23 protein-coding genes and 2 tRNA genes are annotated in these 14,765 nt (G+C 58.5%); 20 read left to right on the top strand and 5 right to left on the bottom strand.

Annotated elements, in window-relative coordinates:
- Nucleotides 1-257: 257 nt before the first annotated feature.
- The 13 genes from AC6CIA_RS21670 (at nt 258) to AC6CIA_RS21610 (ending at nt 7,467) form a co-directional block, all read left to right on the top strand.
- Nucleotides 258-641, top strand: a complete 384-nt coding sequence (locus tag AC6CIA_RS21670) for a LuxR C-terminal-related transcriptional regulator (protein WP_498314975.1) — start codon at nt 258-260, stop codon at nt 639-641.
- A gap of 23 nt (nt 642-664) precedes the next feature.
- Nucleotides 665-826: a hypothetical protein gene (locus AC6CIA_RS21665; protein WP_498314973.1), complete on the top strand. Its 162-nt coding sequence runs from the start codon at nt 665-667 to the stop codon at nt 824-826.
- A gap of 63 nt (nt 827-889) precedes the next feature.
- Nucleotides 890-1,324 carry a tellurite resistance TerB family protein gene (locus AC6CIA_RS21660; RefSeq protein WP_498314972.1) on the top strand — a complete coding sequence of 145 codons (435 nt, stop codon included), beginning with the start codon at nt 890-892 and terminating at the stop codon, nt 1,322-1,324.
- Entirely contained in the window at nt 1,324-1,494 is a 171-nt protein-coding gene (locus tag AC6CIA_RS21655; RefSeq protein WP_163001869.1) for a DUF3927 family protein, read from the top strand. Before AC6CIA_RS21660 ends, AC6CIA_RS21655 begins: the two co-directional genes overlap by 1 nt.
- Before the next feature lie 56 nt (nt 1,495-1,550).
- Nucleotides 1,551-1,856, top strand: coding sequence for a hypothetical protein (locus AC6CIA_RS21650; protein WP_498314970.1), 306 nt, complete (start codon nt 1,551-1,553; stop codon nt 1,854-1,856).
- A 546-nt stretch (nt 1,857-2,402) separates the two neighbouring features.
- The gene (locus tag AC6CIA_RS21645) at nt 2,403-2,765 is read left to right on the top strand and encodes a hypothetical protein (protein WP_498314968.1); all 363 of its coding nucleotides are present in this window, start codon (nt 2,403-2,405) and stop codon (nt 2,763-2,765) included.
- A complete protein-coding gene (locus AC6CIA_RS21640; protein ID WP_498314966.1) occupies nt 2,762-3,076 on the top strand; it encodes a hypothetical protein in 315 nt (104 codons plus the stop codon). The genes AC6CIA_RS21645 and AC6CIA_RS21640 overlap by 4 nt, the downstream gene beginning before the upstream one ends.
- Before the next feature lie 81 nt (nt 3,077-3,157).
- Nucleotides 3,158-3,406 (top strand): hypothetical protein, encoded by a 249-nt coding sequence (locus AC6CIA_RS21635; RefSeq protein ID WP_498314964.1) that lies wholly within the window; start codon nt 3,158-3,160, stop codon nt 3,404-3,406.
- Nucleotides 3,407-3,484: 78 nt separating this feature from the next.
- Nucleotides 3,485-3,961 carry a hypothetical protein gene (locus AC6CIA_RS21630; protein WP_498314962.1) on the top strand — a complete coding sequence of 159 codons (477 nt, stop codon included), beginning with the start codon at nt 3,485-3,487 and terminating at the stop codon, nt 3,959-3,961.
- A 120-nt stretch (nt 3,962-4,081) separates the two neighbouring features.
- Nucleotides 4,082-4,675: a DUF1566 domain-containing protein gene (locus AC6CIA_RS21625; RefSeq protein ID WP_498314960.1), complete on the top strand. Its 594-nt coding sequence runs from the start codon at nt 4,082-4,084 to the stop codon at nt 4,673-4,675.
- A gap of 57 nt (nt 4,676-4,732) precedes the next feature.
- Nucleotides 4,733-5,086, top strand: a complete 354-nt coding sequence (locus AC6CIA_RS21620; RefSeq protein WP_280089568.1) for a four helix bundle protein — start codon at nt 4,733-4,735, stop codon at nt 5,084-5,086.
- Between the two features lie 212 nt (nt 5,087-5,298).
- Nucleotides 5,299-6,456 carry an RNA-directed DNA polymerase gene (locus AC6CIA_RS21615; protein ID WP_498314958.1) on the top strand — a complete coding sequence of 386 codons (1,158 nt, stop codon included), beginning with the start codon at nt 5,299-5,301 and terminating at the stop codon, nt 6,454-6,456.
- An 18-nt stretch (nt 6,457-6,474) separates the two neighbouring features.
- Nucleotides 6,475-7,467 (top strand): phosphoadenosine phosphosulfate reductase domain-containing protein, encoded by a 993-nt coding sequence (locus AC6CIA_RS21610; RefSeq protein WP_498314956.1) that lies wholly within the window; start codon nt 6,475-6,477, stop codon nt 7,465-7,467.
- Nucleotides 7,468-7,478: 11 nt separating this feature from the next.
- Here AC6CIA_RS21610 and AC6CIA_RS21605 read toward each other — a convergent pair whose 3' ends face one another.
- Nucleotides 7,479-7,727: a hypothetical protein gene (locus AC6CIA_RS21605; protein ID WP_498314954.1), complete on the bottom strand. Its 249-nt coding sequence runs from the start codon at nt 7,725-7,727 to the stop codon at nt 7,479-7,481.
- An 83-nt stretch (nt 7,728-7,810) separates the two neighbouring features.
- On the opposite strand from AC6CIA_RS21605, the gene AC6CIA_RS21600 reads away from it, so the two are divergent.
- Nucleotides 7,811-9,364 (top strand): DNA cytosine methyltransferase, encoded by a 1,554-nt coding sequence (locus AC6CIA_RS21600; RefSeq protein ID WP_498314952.1) that lies wholly within the window; start codon nt 7,811-7,813, stop codon nt 9,362-9,364.
- On the opposite strand, the gene AC6CIA_RS21595 is transcribed toward AC6CIA_RS21600, so the two are convergent.
- A complete protein-coding gene (locus tag AC6CIA_RS21595; protein ID WP_498314950.1) occupies nt 9,361-9,591 on the bottom strand; it encodes a hypothetical protein in 231 nt (76 codons plus the stop codon). The genes AC6CIA_RS21600 and AC6CIA_RS21595 overlap by 4 nt on opposite strands.
- A 71-nt stretch (nt 9,592-9,662) precedes the next feature.
- Nucleotides 9,663-10,322 carry a hypothetical protein gene (locus tag AC6CIA_RS21590; RefSeq protein ID WP_498314948.1) on the bottom strand — a complete coding sequence of 220 codons (660 nt, stop codon included), beginning with the start codon at nt 10,320-10,322 and terminating at the stop codon, nt 9,663-9,665.
- Between the two features lie 74 nt (nt 10,323-10,396).
- On the opposite strand from AC6CIA_RS21590, the gene AC6CIA_RS21585 reads away from it, so the two are divergent.
- From AC6CIA_RS21585 to AC6CIA_RS21565, 5 genes are read left to right on the top strand one after another with little or no spacing between them, the layout of a single operon-like run.
- The gene (locus tag AC6CIA_RS21585) at nt 10,397-10,900 is read left to right on the top strand and encodes a DUF4406 domain-containing protein (protein WP_498314946.1); all 504 of its coding nucleotides are present in this window, start codon (nt 10,397-10,399) and stop codon (nt 10,898-10,900) included.
- Nucleotides 10,897-11,139 (top strand): hypothetical protein, encoded by a 243-nt coding sequence (locus AC6CIA_RS21580; protein WP_498314944.1) that lies wholly within the window; start codon nt 10,897-10,899, stop codon nt 11,137-11,139. The genes AC6CIA_RS21585 and AC6CIA_RS21580 overlap by 4 nt, the downstream gene beginning before the upstream one ends.
- Before the next feature lie 55 nt (nt 11,140-11,194).
- A complete protein-coding gene (locus tag AC6CIA_RS21575; RefSeq protein WP_498314942.1) occupies nt 11,195-11,416 on the top strand; it encodes a hypothetical protein in 222 nt (73 codons plus the stop codon).
- A gap of 2 nt (nt 11,417-11,418) precedes the next feature.
- Complete coding sequence (locus AC6CIA_RS21570) at nt 11,419-11,652, top strand: hypothetical protein (protein WP_498314940.1); 234 nt, start codon at nt 11,419-11,421, stop codon at nt 11,650-11,652.
- Nucleotides 11,652-12,788, top strand: a complete 1,137-nt coding sequence (locus AC6CIA_RS21565) for a tyrosine-type recombinase/integrase (RefSeq protein ID WP_498314938.1) — start codon at nt 11,652-11,654, stop codon at nt 12,786-12,788. Before AC6CIA_RS21570 ends, AC6CIA_RS21565 begins: the two co-directional genes overlap by 1 nt.
- Nucleotides 12,789-12,898: 110 nt before the next feature.
- Here AC6CIA_RS21565 and AC6CIA_RS21560 read toward each other — a convergent pair.
- Nucleotides 12,899-12,975: transfer RNA gene (locus AC6CIA_RS21560), tRNA-Val, on the bottom strand.
- A gap of 184 nt (nt 12,976-13,159) precedes the next feature.
- Here AC6CIA_RS21560 and AC6CIA_RS21555 point away from each other — a divergent pair.
- Nucleotides 13,160-14,443 (top strand): NAD(P)/FAD-dependent oxidoreductase, encoded by a 1,284-nt coding sequence (locus AC6CIA_RS21555; RefSeq protein ID WP_084377395.1) that lies wholly within the window; start codon nt 13,160-13,162, stop codon nt 14,441-14,443.
- Between the two features lie 154 nt (nt 14,444-14,597).
- On the opposite strand, the gene AC6CIA_RS21550 is transcribed toward AC6CIA_RS21555, so the two are convergent.
- Nucleotides 14,598-14,674, bottom strand: a tRNA-Asp gene (locus AC6CIA_RS21550).
- Nucleotides 14,675-14,765: the final 91 nt, after the last annotated feature.

Raw genomic sequence — 14,765 nt, 5'->3', positions numbered from 1 at the left:
CAACCAGGGCATTCAGAGCTGTAGCGTGCATGTTGTAAGGACCTGTGATCCACGGCGAAAAAATGCTGTTTGACGCTGTGAGTAGGAAGCTCGAAGCCCACTCCGAAGACGACCGGCCAGCCCTGCAATCAGCGGCGGGTAACTGGCCAACACCGATGACGCAACAACCTCGGTCTGACGCCAGTAGCGTGACCGGGGGTTTCACCGATAGGTCTTGGCAGCAGGGCCTAACGGGAAACCAACCGGGAGTCACAACGATGGACGCAACAATCATCAGCGGCGCATGGAAGGGTCATCTCGGCCGCGGCCTTGCGCCGCGAGAACTTCAGTATCTGATGTCCGCTGCCCAGGGCAAGACAGCAAAAGAGATTGCCAGACAGTACGACGTAGCGGCCTGCACCGTGGCCAAGCGACTTTCCTGCGCCATGTTCAAGCTGGGCGTGAGCCGCCAGACGGCAATGGTTGCCGAGGCAATGCGTCGGCAAATTATTTCCCCGATGTGCTTTGTCCTGGCCAGCCTGATCGCCATGCACGCAATGATCGGTGACGACGCGATGCGCCGTGATCGCCGTGTACTGGAGCGCCGTACCGCCCAAGTGCGGATGGTTCGCCGTGCCGAGCAGCCCGTGCTGCTTGCCTGATTCAACCACCAGAGGATCCATCCATGAAGCACTCAGCAGCAATAGCTCAACTCGAAATCCACGCTTCCAACTGCGAGAACAACGCAGTTATCCAGGAGCGCGAAGGCCAACACAAAAACGCCGCAGCAAATCGCATCAACGCCGCCGACTACCGGCAGGCAATCGCAGCACTCCAGGCGGAATAAGCATCACTGCTGCACCTTGGCGACAGGGTGCAGCGGGATGTAACCCAACCCAGAGGAATCACCATGTTAGGCAAATTGTTCGGCAAGAAATCCGGCCAGGCCCGCGCAGCAGTCGCCAAGCTGGCCAACCGCGACCTGATGGAAGCGGTGGTGTACGGCTCGATTTACGTTGCGGCCGCCGACGGCGACCTTGAAGACAGCGAGCTGTCGAAGATCGAAACCATCCTCAGCAACAACCCGGCGCTCCAGGGGTTCGGCGCTGAGCTGTCCAACACGATCGACCGCGCCAAGACCGACTTCAAGTCGGGCGCTCGCATCCTCCGCCAGAATGCCGAAAAAGAGCTGGGCGACCTGGCCCACTCGCCGGCCGAGGCGCTGACCGTCCTCAACGTCATGCTGACGGTGGCAGAGGCCGACGGCGAGATCGAGCCCGCCGAGATGACCGCACTGGAGCGTAGCGCCAAGCTGCTCGGCCTGAACCTCAAAGACCACCTGTAATGCCGGGGTTCACAGAGCTGGTGAAGCGTCTGCGTGCGCTTCTCATCGTCGCTCTGCTCATCGGCGTGGTGCTGATCGATTCAGTGTCTCGAATCATCAGCATGTGCGCCGACGGGTTCCTTGCGGTGCTGATCCTGCTTCTGATCTGGCCGCTGATCAAACAACGCTGAGCATCACTTCTGCCCATTCAATGAGTGGGCATCGGGATGACAATCGAGGATCAACCATGAACAAAGAAGAGATTTACGACAGCCAGATCAGCCCGCTCATTCAGCAGATCATCGCGATTTCTAGAGAGCATGGCATCGCGATGTTCGCGAGCTTCAACATCGCCCACGATGGGGAAGGCCCTGACGGCGAGGACTGCAGCAGTCTTACCTGTACATCTCACATCCCAGACGGCGACGAGGTGTTCGACCAGCGCTTCAGCAAGTGCGCCGTGATCGTCCAGCGTGGTGGACATCATGCGGTCGGAATGAGCATCACCACCGAACACTCCGACGGATCGAAGACCCTGACTGCGGTGATCTGAACAACCAGCGCCACGACAGCCTGTCGTTAACTGCCCGATCCTCTCTATGAGAGCGCATCGGAAGTCACACGGTACCGCGAAAGCGCCAGCCGGCATCCGGGAGAAAGGGGCAGATTCAGCTTGTAGAGTGATCCGCCGCGCGAGTAAGGCATTGACCCCGGCTATGTGTGACTTCCGATGCGGACGACCAATACCGCCATGCGGCCACCTGCATCCAAACCCAACCGGAGACTCAAATGCTCCTACTGTTCCTGATCGGCGCAGCGCTCAGCCATACGCGGCCAGAACCGCAATCTGAAAGCGGCCTGCCACCCGATCCCGTGCGCTTCCACCGCGAGCGGTGGCGAATATCCGTCGGGGTCTCAGCGTTCTGGCGCTGACGGTCCCGCCAAAAACTCAAACTACTGCATCCGTGAAAGGCCCGAACGTCCAACGGGCCTTTCTTTTGCGCGCCTTTATCCGTCAGCACCCTCCCCTTGGCCCACCGGCAACCACCAGGCGTTCCGGGTGCTGACGAATAAACGCAACCACAACCAAGGAGTCGGCATGAACTCAGCCATCCAACAAAGCCAAGCCGTTCTGCAGGCCCTGCGGGATCGTGTTTCGCTATCAACTTCGGAGATGTACCAGATGATCGGTCGCGAAGAACCAGTGAAGGCACCACGCTTCAACGTGGTGCCACTCGGCAAGAACTTGTTCGACGTGGTCGAGCGCTCAACTGGCGCTTCCCGCGGAGCCCGTACCGGGCACGACGGAGCTTGTCAGTACGCCGATCAGCTCGAGCGCAATGCCGACTTCTTCGGCGCCGCCAGAGCAACTTCGCGGCGCTTCGGATGGATGCTTGTTCGCTGGACCGCTGTTACGTCCGCCGCGCTGGTGTTGTTCGCCTACTTCGGTGCTCAGCCATGATCGGCGTACCAATGCCAAACCCGCGTGACGCGATCATCAGGGACTTGAACCAGCAGCTGGAGCAGTTCTTTGGCTCTGGCAAGACCGTCCAACAGATCGCGTCAGGCGTCAGTGCTGAGGCTCCTCACTTGGGCACCACGGCTCATCACGAAAAGCTGCGTGCCGAACGTGACCGACTGGCACCTGCCGTGCGCGAACAAGCCTTGGCGGGGAAGACTGCCGCCGAGGCAGCAAAGGCCACGGGCATGCATGTCAAGCGCGCCAAGTTGATCGCCCAGGAAAACAAATTCAAGTTCGCCGACGACCTATGAGGCGAGTCAGCAAGATCACTGCCTCACGGCGCAGACCAGCATGGCTGGCACTCCCGGCAAGCGGAATCGAAGGGGTGGGCTATGGCCAAGTCTCCAACCGAACGGAAGCGCGACCAGCGCGAGCGGGACAAGCTGAGCAAGTCGGAAAAGGAAGCAGCCCTCCTGTCACGCCAGATTGTCACGAAGCTCTATCACAACGATGACGCAGCACTAAAGCGGGTCATGTCCAGGACCAAGATCACCGAAGAGCAGGACCTGATTTCCCGATTCATTCGCGGCGCTGACCGCATGACCGACGAGCAACTGGCGGATCATATTCGAATTACGTGACATGACGCCGTGACACACAACCACCCTACTCGCTGCATCCGGCACCCCGGAGGGCGGCGCTTACCCCGGAGCAAGCCCATGACCAAGCAAGCAAAGCAAACCATCGCCGCTTCTGAACTCCCCGAGCGTGGCCAACCTCTGGCCGGCGGCGTATTCGTAACCCGCTACTGGCTCAACGGCGTAGAGCGCGCATTGATCCAGCTTCCTGACGAACTCAGCGGCCCCTGGGGCGAGTATGGCGTGAAGATCGAAGGCGCCGACAGCTACAGCGATGGCGAAGCGAACACCCGCGCCATGGCCGAGGCCGGCAGCCTGATCGCCATTAAGGCTCTGGAGCTGGGAGGCCACATCCCGTCTTGCCTTGAAGGGCAACTGGTGATGTCGGCCAAGGCTGATGGCCTGGTGGAGCTGCGCGAAGATCGCTATCACTGGTTGAGTACGCAGCGCTCCGCCTACCACGCCTACAGCATGGCCTTTGAAGGTGGCTGGCTCCTCTACTACGACGAGAGCTACGAGCGGCTCGCGCGCCCTGTCCGCAGCCTCCCTATTCAGTAATTCATTCCTTCAATCGTTTTTCGCAGGTGATTCCCGGGAGCGCCAGGACGGCGCTCAGACCAGAAGCTCGTCGGGAAGCGCCGGCTACCTGCACCCTTATCTCGCTCACAGGAGCATCCCATGCAAGCAAATCAACTGACCACCTACACCCGAGGCGATCTGGTTATCAGCAGCCCGGATGAAGCGGTGGTGCTGAAACTGGCGACACTGGCGATCGCCTCCGCACCGGCTTTTGCTCCAAGCGGCATCCCGGCCATCGGCGAATACTGGCCCGGCGAAGGCGGCGTGAACGGCGGCCTGTTCCCTGGCGGCGACAAGCCCTACTACCTCATCGTGCCGACGGGCGCAGATGCCGAGGCCAATCTTGAGTGGGGCGGCTACGGCCAGGAACTCGACGGTGCCAAATCCCCATGGGATGGCCAGGCAAACACCGCTTACCTGGCAAGCAGCAACCGGGAGCACGACCACCCTGCCGCCCAGTTCTGCGCCGCATTCGAGCGCGAAGGACACAAAGACTTCTATCTGATGGCCCGCCGTGAGGCGTCCTTCCTCGAAATCACCGTGCCCCAGGTGTTCACCCAGGCTTACCACTGGACCAGCTCGCAGCGCTCCGCCTACGGCGCCTACAGCATGGACTTTGAAGATGGCTGGCTCTTCTACTACGACGAGTACGACGAGCGGCTCGCGCGCCCTGTCCGCAGAAAGTTTATTTGATCATTCAATTCTTCATTCATGGGTGCGATAGCACCCTCGCTTTTCAGGAGGCCAGGGATGGCACTGCATACGGATTTGGAAATCCACAAGGTGGCCGAGGAGTTGCTCGGCCTTTCGCTTGACCTGGTGCGCAATATCCCGCGCGACCTGAAACAGGTTGTCGGGGCAAAGATCCGGGATGAATGCTTGCAGGTCCTGGTGCTGATCGGCCGGGCGAACATGACCCGGGAGAAGCTGCCTCACATCAACCTCCTGCTCGAAAGCATTTGGATGCTGAACTACCTGCTGCGCGCCCTCACCAATCGAGGGTTGATCAGCAAGGGGCAGCACGCCAAGGCAATGAAGATGACGGCCTCTGTAGGCCGACAGGCAAATGCCTGGAAGAAGTCCGCAACCGCGCCCGCTGCTTGAGGGTCAAGGCCCTCTTGACTGTGCGCCAAATCTGGTCGAGCCGCTGACCTATGGGTCACCGCCATGCGCACAACAGATACCGCCGGTCTAAAGCGTCCGCGTAGGTCTCGCGCAGTTTCCAAGCTGATCGGCTATGCCTTCGGTTTGGCGATGTAGATAGCTCGACAGGTCGCAGCGCTCCGCCAACAACGCCTACAACATGGACTTTGAAGATGGCTGGCTCAACAACAACGACAAGAACAACGAGCGGCTCGCGCGCCCTGTCCGCAGATTTAAGTGTTGCTCCCTTCCAGTTCGAGGATCTAGTCCTGGCTTACTACGACTGTCGACGCAACAAGCGGAATTCCGCGAGCGCCCGACTGTTCGAGAAGGACATGGAGATCAACTTGCTGGAGCTGTACGACGACCTGACTGCCGGCACTTACCGGCCAGGCCGATCTATCTGTTTCGTGGTCACCCGACCGAAAGCCCGGGAAGTATGGGCAGCAGCCTTTCGGGACCGCGTCGTCCACCACCTGCTTTACAACCATGTGGCACCGCGCTTCTACGCCAGCTTCATAGCGGACAGTTGTGCATGCATTCCAGGGCGCGGCACGCTGTACGCCGCTAAGCGCCTTGAGTCGAAGATCCGCAGCGCCTCGCAAAACTGGTCGAAGCCGATCTTTTACCTCAAGTGCGACCTGGCCAACTTCTTCGTCGCCATCGACAAGGCGGTATTGCGCAAGCAGCTGGAAGCCAGGATCACCGAACCCTGGTGGCTGGCTCTGGCAACGCAGATCCTCATGCATGACCCGCGCGAGAATTACGAAACCCGCAGCCCGGCGCACCTGTTCAACCGGGTGCCGCAGCACAAGCGCCTGGTCGCTCAACCCGCCCACCTCGGCCTGCCGATCGGCAACCTGTCGTCGCAGTTCTTCGCCAACGTCTACCTCGATGCCCTGGACCAGTTCGCCAAGCATACGCTGCGCGCCAAGCACTACATCCGGTACGTCGACGACTTCGTGTTCCTGCATGAGTCACCGCAGCAGTTGAACCAGTGGCTGGCCGAGGTCGAAGCGTTCCTGCCAAGACTCGGCGCCAAGCTGAACCCCACGAAGACCATCCTTCAGCCCGTGGATCGCGGCGTCGACTTCGTTGGCCACGTCATCAAGCCCTGGCGACGTACCACCCGCAAGCGATCCCTGGTCCAGGTGCTAAAGCGAACAGCTGCGGCGCCGGCCGAGGATCTACGCGAGACCGCCAACAGTTACTTCGGCCTGCTCAGCCAGGCCAGCCACAGCCATACGGACCGGGCAGCACTCGCCCGCGTCGTGCTGAAGCGCGGCCATGTAGTGAACGGCTCGCTGACCAAGACCTACCCGAAGAAATAGCCAAACTGGAAACCACTTATGACCACACACAACATCGTCAGTCTGAGCGGTGGAAAGGACAGCGTCGCCACCGGTTTGGTGGCTCAGGCATTGGAAGTGCCAAACTTGCAAGGCGTCTTCGCCGATACAGGCCACGAGCATGAACAGACCTACGAATATGTTCGCTACCTCGAAACGGTGTTCGAATTCCCGATTCGCCGAGTCAGGGCGGATTTCACGGAACAGATTGCGAGAAAACGCCGTTACGTCGAAGTAACCTGGCGCAAACAGGACGTTCCGGAAAGTATCGTACAAGCGGCGCTTGACGTGCTTTATCCGACCGGCATCCCGTTTCTTGACCTTTGCATCTGGAAAGGCCGGTTCCCAAGCACAAAAGTTCGTTTCTGTACCGAAGAGCTCAAGCGAAACCCGATCATCGAGCAAGTATTTTTCCCGCTGATGAGTCCAGAAAACATGGTTATTTCATGGCAGGGCGTGCGAGCGGACGAATCGATTGATCGTCGATTCCTACCGGAGTGTGACGAGGTCGGCGGCGGGCTATTCAACTATCGGCCCATCCTGAAATGGGATGTAGCGGCAGTTTTTGAAGCTCATCGCTATGCCGGGATCAAGCCGAACCCGCTATACCTGCAAGGCGCAGGTCGAGTGGGATGCATGCCGTGCGTCAACTGCGGCAAGGACGAACTCCGGGAGATAGGGGCGCGCTGGCCCAAAGAGGTGGCGCGGGTTCGAGAGTGGGAGCGCCTGGTTAGCTTGGCCAGCAAGCGCGGATCATCCACTTTCTTCACTGCCACCAACGACCCGACAGTCCACAAGCGCGACGACATCGACTTCAAGACTCACGGCATAGACCGAATGATCGAATGGGCCAACACAATGCGCGGAGGCCGGGAGTTCGACATGCTGAAGATGATCGATCGGGCAGACGCTCCGACAAAGTGCGCCAGCGCCTACGGACTGTGCGAAACCTACAAGAAAATCCCCATCTCGCTTCTCGATGACGCCACCTGACCCGCCCTCTCCTATTGCGCTGACGCCTTTTCAATAAGTCGAGTTGCGAGATTGATCCCGTGTCGTCTGGCATCGTCGAAGCTGTTGAATTTCGACACCTCTTGGAAAAACTGAACATCGTCCTCGGCGAACTTTATGTGGATTCGCACACCCCTCGGAACATCGTCGCTCGCATCTCCCCAAATGAAGTCCACCTTCGCCTCAGTACCGTTCGGGTGGATGTAATCGACTGGATATGGCCGGTCAACGGGCAAAGTCATGTCGCTCTCCTTGAGCCGGCCCAATGCCGGACCGACAGAAATACCCCACTTAAACAAATCACGCCAGCCGGCGAGGATCCCCTATGCCCGATATCACCTACGGCTCTGTGTGCTCCGGCATCGAGGCTGCAACACAAGCGTGGCACCCGCTAGGCATGCGCGCCGCCTGGTTCGCTGAGATTGAGCCGTTCCCCTCGGCGGTCCTTGCCCACCACTACTCCGATGTGCCGAACCACGGTGACATGACCAAGCTGGCCGCCCTAGTGCTGGCCGGTAAGATCCTGGCGCCGGATGTGCTGGTCGGTGGCACCCCCTGCCAAGACTTCAGCGTTGCCGGTATGCGAGCGGGTCTCGGTGGTGAGCGAGGGCAACTGACAATCAAATTCGTGGAGTTAGCAGATGCAATTGACCATGTTCGAACCGCAAGAGGAGAAGCTGAGTGCGTCCTTACCTGGGAGAACGTCCCCGGCGTCCTCAGCGACAAAGGGAACGCCTTCGGATGCTTTCTTGGCGCGCTTGCTGGGGAAGACTGCGAGCTGCAGCCTTCAGGGAAAAAATGGCAGGACGCTGGTTGTGTGTATGGACCCAAAAGAACAATCGCGTGGCGGGCCCTGGACGCCCAATATTTCGGCTTGGCCCAACGACGCCGTCGTGTGTTCGTTGTCGCAAGTGCTCGAGACGGGTTCGATCCCACCGAGGTACTTTTTGAGCGCGAAGGCGTGCGCCGGGATACTGCGCCGCGCCGAAGCGAGGGGCAAGACGTTGCCGGGACCATTGCGGGTGGCGCTCGAAAGAACGGCGGATATAGCGCCGACGACATCCCTCACGTAACAGCCGCTTTAACGACTAGCCCGTATGGTGACCATGAGTCGAGAGAATCCCTTCTGGTGTTCGGAGGGAACAATACCAGTGGCCCAATTGAGGTGGCTCCAGCACGTAATGCATGTGCCAGTGCCAGCGGAAGGATGGACTTCGAAAGCGAGGCATTCGTTGTCACCGGCACGCTCCAGGCCGGTGGCAAGGCGGCTGGCAGCGCAACCCAACAGGATGCCGAATCAGGCTTGCTTGTGGTTCACGGCACACAAGACCCTGGTGTCAGCGAAAGGCTTGCCTTTGCCCTGGGCCGGAACAACGGCCAGGAAAACGCGGTACTGGCCTTCTCCTGCAAGGACCACGGCCACGATGCTGGAACTATTTCTCCCACTCTGCGCGCCATGAATCACTCAGGCAGCCACGCCAACGCCGGCGGCCAGGTAGCTGTGTGCATCACTGGCGATATCACCCACACGCTGAAAGCCGAAGGATTCGACGGTAGTGAAGACGGCACAGGGCGCGGACAGCCGATAGTTGCATGTCGCGAAGTGGCACAAACGCTGACCTGCAATTACGGGAAGCAGGTCGACAACACTGATTCAGCCCTGGGGCCCAACGTAGTGTCCTCTGCCAGTTCAGTTCGCCGCCTCACACCGCGAGAGTGCGAACGCCTTCAGGGCTTCCCCGACGACTACACGCGCATCCCTTGGCGCGGAAGGGTTTGGGGTTTGTGCCCGGACGGCCCGCGCTACAAAGCAATCGGCAACAGCAAGGCCGTCACCGTGGTTCGCTGGATTGGCCGGCGCCTTCTGCTTCAGCTTTAGGCTCGATCAGCAATCAGCTTCGCCCCGACCTCGCGCCCAGCCAGCTGCGCCAGACCACGATCCACATAGGTCCGATCACCCGCAACAACTGGCACCACCACTTCGCCACCACGCTTTACCTCGACGTTGATACGCCAAGTCTCCCGGCCTTCCTCGTCCTTGTCGCACTCCATGTAGTTCCAGACCTGAAAACCTTCGATCTCATCGTAAATATCGTGCTTGGTCATGGTCCTGCCCGCTTGAAGGAAGGGGCCATCGTAGCACTCCAAATTCAATCACGATCTGGCAGGGGTAAATTCTATTTACCCTGCTTAGCTTTATTCCACTCCTGTTTAAGGATGTGCTGACACCATTCAACAACAGTCTGACATGACCTTTTAGCAGAGCCTCCAGCCTTGTCGCACTCGATTGCTGCCTCATCTACAGCTTTCAATAGCTCCTGGGAGTCAATCTCCTCAGGATTTAACAGCAGTTCAATTTTTGATTTTAGCCTAGCAACTTCCTTCATGGCCTGGATGTGCGAGTTCACCCAATCAAGATGCATCTGGTGGGCTAGTTCTGGTTCAGCGTTGAGTTTATACGTGTAGCTTGGCTTCGCAGATTCCCAATAAGTATTGAGCCGCTGCACATTGAGAGCCTCAGACACGAAACTAGAACAAGTATCACGGAGATCATTTATCCAGGCTTGCCGGCTCGACTTTAGCGAGTTTTTTTCAGCAACGGACTCCTGACTGATGATGGTTTTGTTTATCGAGCGGTCCTGATGCTCAAGTGTCTTGTTTAAATTCTCTGTTTGCTGTCGAGAATTTTCGTTAGAGGTGCGAACCGATAACCATGTCCCTAAGCCGAAAATAAAGATAGTTACAGCAAAGCCAATCAAGGTTGGGTAATCCACTCCTGACTCGATCACTAACTTCGGAAGGTGCGCCAAGTACACCACTGAGTTCTCGTAATTCATACCAACTCCTTCGGAAATAGACAAACGCTACCCCACTCGCAGGCAGAATGCCATTACTGACAAGGCCCTCCTATATGCCCACAGAAAACCGAAACCACCCAGACGACCACGAAGCCATCGAGCGCCTGAATCAGAACTATGTAGGCAAGATTGAACGCTTCTCGGATGAGCTGATGACTTTCCAAGACGCGGCCTATGCCATGGGCCTGGATCGCGGCAAGCAACTCGCCAGCAGGCAAGGCGTCACCCTGCAGGCCAGCCGCTCAAATCGCGTTTACGTGGCTGGACCGATGACGGGTATTGAGGACTTCAACTACCCAGCCTTCAATTCCGTAGCTGATCGACTGCGGGGCTTGGGCTACGAAGTCGAGAACCCTGCAGATCACGGCATCGTCGAGGGAGCCCAGTGGGCCGATTACATGGCCTACGACCTTACCCGCCTGGGCCTTTGCGGAATGATCGCCCTGCTTCCGGACTGGGAGCATTCAAAGGGCGCCCGCCTGGAAGTCCTGATCGCCGAACGCCTCGGCATGACGGTTGTGAATGCCCATGATCTGGTAACGAGGAACGTATCGTGAGAAACGTAAAAACGCGTGAAGGCTTTGAGTTCTGGGACAAGCTAAATGCTTTGCCGCGATACGCCTTCCTGCTTTCGCCATCCGGCAAGTCGATTCAGAAGTTCGAAGACCAAGCCATGGGAAACTGGATCGATGTGCACGAGGCGCAAAAGGTCGTTGACCAGGCGCAGGATGAGATCAACCAGTTCCGCGCCGAGCGTGACGCCCTGCAACAGCGCCTGCCCACGCTGAAACGGTAATCGCCAAAGCCACCCGCTAACCAACTTCAGCCGCCCGGCGCGGCAAGGAAAAACCATGTTCGCAACAAAACTCACCCTGCTAATGCTGGTGGTCGTGCTGTACGCGTCTGGCAGCCTCTGCTGGTTCTTCTGGATCGGCCCCGAGCTTCTCATGGATGGCGGCAGCAGCGATCTGCTCAAGGCGTTCGCCGGCACCTGCGCCTGGATGCTGGTCAGCTTTGGCTTGGCCATTCACATAATCAAGAAAGCGCGCCCCACGGCGGGCGGCGGGAGGTAGGTATGGCCAAAGTCCTGGCGCAAATTACGGTCAAGCTGCCGCGCCTCATGGAGGCCGGAGAGTATAGGAAACTGCGGTACGTCGGCGGAAAGCCGAGCCTACAGCAGTTGAAGAAATGGATCGAGGAAGGCGAAGTGATTGGAGAGGTAAAAGGCGGGATGCATTTCGTCGATGTGCAGGCCGCCGTCATGGGGTCAAACGACCCGCTGCTGGCCAAGATGCTGGAGATAGGCTGATGGCCGCACGTCCCCGCACGCTGCAAAACAGAAAGCTGCCGCCAAACCTTTACCCGAACGGGAAGTATTGGCGATATCGCAATCCGGTCACCGGCGTCATGACCAGCATCAACCGCCCACTGGAGGAAGCAATCAAGCTGGCGCGTGCTGCCAACCTCAAGTTCGCTGAACTGGTCGTTGATGACGGGTCGCTGCTGGCCGTTCTGACCGGAGACCGACTGCCCATGGTGAGTAACCTCCTGAAGCGCTTTGAAGAGGAATGGTTGCCGGACCGGTCATACGCCGCACGCACCCTTGAGGAAATCAAGTTCAAGCTCGAGCGGTACAGGCAGGATCTGGGCGACCGACTGATAGGCCAGCTGGACGTGCTGGCCATGGCCGAATACCTCGACAACTTCAGCAACAACGCCTACACGAAGCACCGCGGGCTGTGGGTGCAGATATTCGCCTTTGCAGTGGCCAAGGGCCTGGCCGAGCGCAACAACGCCGAACTCACCCTGGTGAAGAAGGAAGCGGAGAAGAGGCGGCAACGCCACACACTGGAGGGGTTGAATCTGATCATCAATGCCGCGACCACGCCGCCTTGGCTTAAGCGGGCGATCCGCCTGGCCCTGGCCAGCCTTCAGCGCCGGGAAGACATTGTCACATGGCTGAAGTCTGCTGCTGACATGGAGAAGAATACGCTCACCGTCTCGCCTGGAAAAACCCAGGGGTACGAAAACCCGGTGCACCTGAAGATAACCATGGGGGAAGCGCTGCGAGAGGTCGTCGGGGAGTGCCTGCGCTCGCCACTCGCATCGCCATACCTGATTCACTACAAACCGAAGGCCCGCCGGCGAGAGCAGATCGACGCCAAGGACCACTGGACATCGGTCACGCCGGATTACTTGACCAAAGAGTTCAGCAAAGCGAGGGACGCGGCGCACGCCTACGACCATGTGCCAGCCGGTGAGCGCCCCACTTTTCACGAGATCCGCGCATTAGGGTCATGGTTGTACGAGCAGCAAAATTTCCCACAGGAATACATCCAGGCACTCATGGGGCATGCGGACGAGAAAATGACGAAGCACTATCAGGAGGGGCACGACGAAAAGAAGATCGAGTACCTGGAGGTGGGCGCCGAATTGGCGTTCTGAGGTGGGAGTTTTGCAAAAGTTTTGCAAAAGTTTTGAAAATCGCAGAAAGCAAAAAGGGGTCACCGTTTCCGATGACCCCTTCTAGACCGCCCAGCAGAGCGGATTTTGTTTGGTAGGCGCGATTGGACTCGAACCAACGACCCCCACCATGTCAAGGTGGTGCTCTAACCAACTGAGCTACGTGCCTGCTGTGAGGCGGCATTCTACGGAATTCCAGAAGGCTGTCAACACCTTTTTTGCAGCTAAGCCTATGAATATGCGTATTTTTTATTTTCAACCCATGCACTCACGTATTGCCGGTGGCTGGCAGGGGATTTTCAAGTGCGGTAGGATCGACGCACTCGTAAAAAATATAAAACAGAGGTTCCAAGATGGCGAACACGCCCTACCCCCAATCGTATTACGCCGCGTCCGCCAATGCGGTTCCTCCGCGACCCGTTCTGCAAGGTGAAGTCGAAACCGATGTGTGTGTGATCGGTGCGGGCTATACCGGACTTTCCAGCGCATTGTTTTTGCTGGAGAACGGTTTTCGCGTGACGGTACTGGAGGCCGCCAAGGTGGGTTTTGGCGCCTCGGGCCGCAACGGCGGGCAGATCGTTAACAGCTACAGCCGTGATATCGATGTGATTGAACGCAGCGTCGGTCCCCAGCAGGCGCAGTTGCTGGGACAGATGGCATTTGAAGGCGGCAAGATCATTCGTGAGCGGGTGGCCAAATATCAAATTCAGTGCGACTTGAAGGACGGTGGCGTGTTCGCTGCGCTCAACAGCAAGCACATGGGTCACCTGGAGTCACAGAAGCGTTTGTGGGAGCGCTACGGTCACACCCAGCTTGAGTTGCTGGACGAACGCCGTATTCGCGAAGTAGTGGCGTGTGACAACTATGTCGGCGGTCTGCTGGACATGAGCGGCGGGCATATCCATCCACTCAACCTGGCACTGGGTGAAGCGGCGGCCGTGGAATCCCTCGGCGGCACGATCTATGAACAGTCGGCCGCCGTGCGCATCGAACGCGGCGCCAATCCGCTGGTGCATACGGCCGAGGGCAAGGTCAGGGCCAAGTTCATCATTGTCGCGGGCAATGCTTACCTGGGCAATCTGGTGCCCGAACTCGCAGCCAAGTCGATGCCTTGCGGTACACAGGTCATCACCACGGCGCCGCTGGGGGATGAGTTGGCCAAGACCTTGTTGCCGCAGGACTACTGTGTCGAGGACTGCAATTACCTGCTCGACTACTACCGCCTCACCAGCGACAAGCGCCTGATCTTCGGGGGTGGCGTGGTCTATGGCGCACGGGATCCGGCCAATATTGAAGCGATCATCCGACCGAAGATGCTCAAGGCCTTCCCGCAGTTGAAGGACGTGAAGATTGACTACGCCTGGACCGGTAATTTCCTGCTGACTTTGTCGCGCCTGCCGCAGGTCGGTCGCCTGGGGGACAACATTTATTACTCCCAGGGCTGCAGCGGTCATGGCGTGACGTACACCCACCTGGCGGGCAAAGTACTGGCGGAGGCGCTGAGAGGCCAAGCAGAGCGTTTTGATGCGTTTGCCGGCCTGCCGCACTATCCGTTCCCGGGCGGGCAACTGTTGCGTACGCCATTTGCAGCAATGGGAGCTTGGTATTACGGGCTGCGGGACAAGCTGGGATTCTGATCCATCTGCTGGAGCCGGGTGACCGGCTCCAATGGATAGGCAAATCGCACAAACAAAAAACCCCGGTCTTTCGACCAGGGTCTTTGCTATCGGATCAAAGAAGCCAGTGGCTTTCTTTGCGCTTCAAGGCGTTCAGTGGGCCTTGGAGCAGATATGGCGCAGCGGACGGGACTCGAACCCGCGACCCCCGGCGTGACAGGCCGGTATTCTAACCGACTGAACTACCGCTGCGTATCGCTTGACCGGCTGAGCATTCGCTCTCAACCGTCTTTAAACATCTGACTGATCAACCTTGGCTGTTCAATCTCAACCCCGACAAGTC

It is taken from the genome of Pseudomonas sp. GQ91 (genome assembly GCF_059758795.1).
Note: the sequence above shows the minus strand (reverse complement) of the source record. Positions and strands in the feature narration are given on the sequence as shown.

Excerpts from the sequence above, each read along its gene's own strand:
- AC6CIA_RS21650 (WP_498314970.1), top strand. The coding sequence starts at position 1,551 with ATGAACAAAGAAGAGATTTACGACAGCCAGATCAGCCCGCTCATTCAG.
- AC6CIA_RS21610 (WP_498314956.1), top strand. The coding sequence starts at position 6,475 with ATGACCACACACAACATCGTCAGTCTGAGCGGTGGAAAGGACAGCGTC.
- AC6CIA_RS21625 (WP_498314960.1), top strand. The coding sequence starts at position 4,082 with ATGCAAGCAAATCAACTGACCACCTACACCCGAGGCGATCTGGTTATC.
- AC6CIA_RS21555 (WP_084377395.1), top strand. The coding sequence starts at position 13,160 with ATGGCGAACACGCCCTACCCCCAATCGTATTACGCCGCGTCCGCCAAT.
- AC6CIA_RS21640 (WP_498314966.1), top strand. The coding sequence starts at position 2,762 with ATGATCGGCGTACCAATGCCAAACCCGCGTGACGCGATCATCAGGGAC.
- AC6CIA_RS21575 (WP_498314942.1), top strand. The coding sequence starts at position 11,195 with ATGTTCGCAACAAAACTCACCCTGCTAATGCTGGTGGTCGTGCTGTAC.
- AC6CIA_RS21595 (WP_498314950.1), bottom strand. The coding sequence starts at position 9,591 with ATGACCAAGCACGATATTTACGATGAGATCGAAGGTTTTCAGGTCTGG.
- AC6CIA_RS21665 (WP_498314973.1), top strand. The coding sequence starts at position 665 with ATGAAGCACTCAGCAGCAATAGCTCAACTCGAAATCCACGCTTCCAAC.
- AC6CIA_RS21645 (WP_498314968.1), top strand. The coding sequence starts at position 2,403 with ATGAACTCAGCCATCCAACAAAGCCAAGCCGTTCTGCAGGCCCTGCGG.
- AC6CIA_RS21635 (WP_498314964.1), top strand. The coding sequence starts at position 3,158 with ATGGCCAAGTCTCCAACCGAACGGAAGCGCGACCAGCGCGAGCGGGAC.
- AC6CIA_RS21660 (WP_498314972.1), top strand. The coding sequence starts at position 890 with ATGTTAGGCAAATTGTTCGGCAAGAAATCCGGCCAGGCCCGCGCAGCA.
- AC6CIA_RS21605 (WP_498314954.1), bottom strand. The coding sequence starts at position 7,727 with ATGACTTTGCCCGTTGACCGGCCATATCCAGTCGATTACATCCACCCG.
- AC6CIA_RS21600 (WP_498314952.1), top strand. The coding sequence starts at position 7,811 with ATGCCCGATATCACCTACGGCTCTGTGTGCTCCGGCATCGAGGCTGCA.
- AC6CIA_RS21615 (WP_498314958.1), top strand. The coding sequence starts at position 5,299 with ATGGCTGGCTCAACAACAACGACAAGAACAACGAGCGGCTCGCGCGCC.
- AC6CIA_RS21570 (WP_498314940.1), top strand. The coding sequence starts at position 11,419 with ATGGCCAAAGTCCTGGCGCAAATTACGGTCAAGCTGCCGCGCCTCATG.
- AC6CIA_RS21620 (WP_280089568.1), top strand. The coding sequence starts at position 4,733 with ATGGCACTGCATACGGATTTGGAAATCCACAAGGTGGCCGAGGAGTTG.
- AC6CIA_RS21585 (WP_498314946.1), top strand. The coding sequence starts at position 10,397 with ATGCCCACAGAAAACCGAAACCACCCAGACGACCACGAAGCCATCGAG.
- AC6CIA_RS21565 (WP_498314938.1), top strand. The coding sequence starts at position 11,652 with ATGGCCGCACGTCCCCGCACGCTGCAAAACAGAAAGCTGCCGCCAAAC.
- AC6CIA_RS21655 (WP_163001869.1), top strand. The coding sequence starts at position 1,324 with ATGCCGGGGTTCACAGAGCTGGTGAAGCGTCTGCGTGCGCTTCTCATC.
- AC6CIA_RS21630 (WP_498314962.1), top strand. The coding sequence starts at position 3,485 with ATGACCAAGCAAGCAAAGCAAACCATCGCCGCTTCTGAACTCCCCGAG.
- AC6CIA_RS21590 (WP_498314948.1), bottom strand. The coding sequence starts at position 10,322 with ATGAATTACGAGAACTCAGTGGTGTACTTGGCGCACCTTCCGAAGTTA.
- AC6CIA_RS21670 (WP_498314975.1), top strand. The coding sequence starts at position 258 with ATGGACGCAACAATCATCAGCGGCGCATGGAAGGGTCATCTCGGCCGC.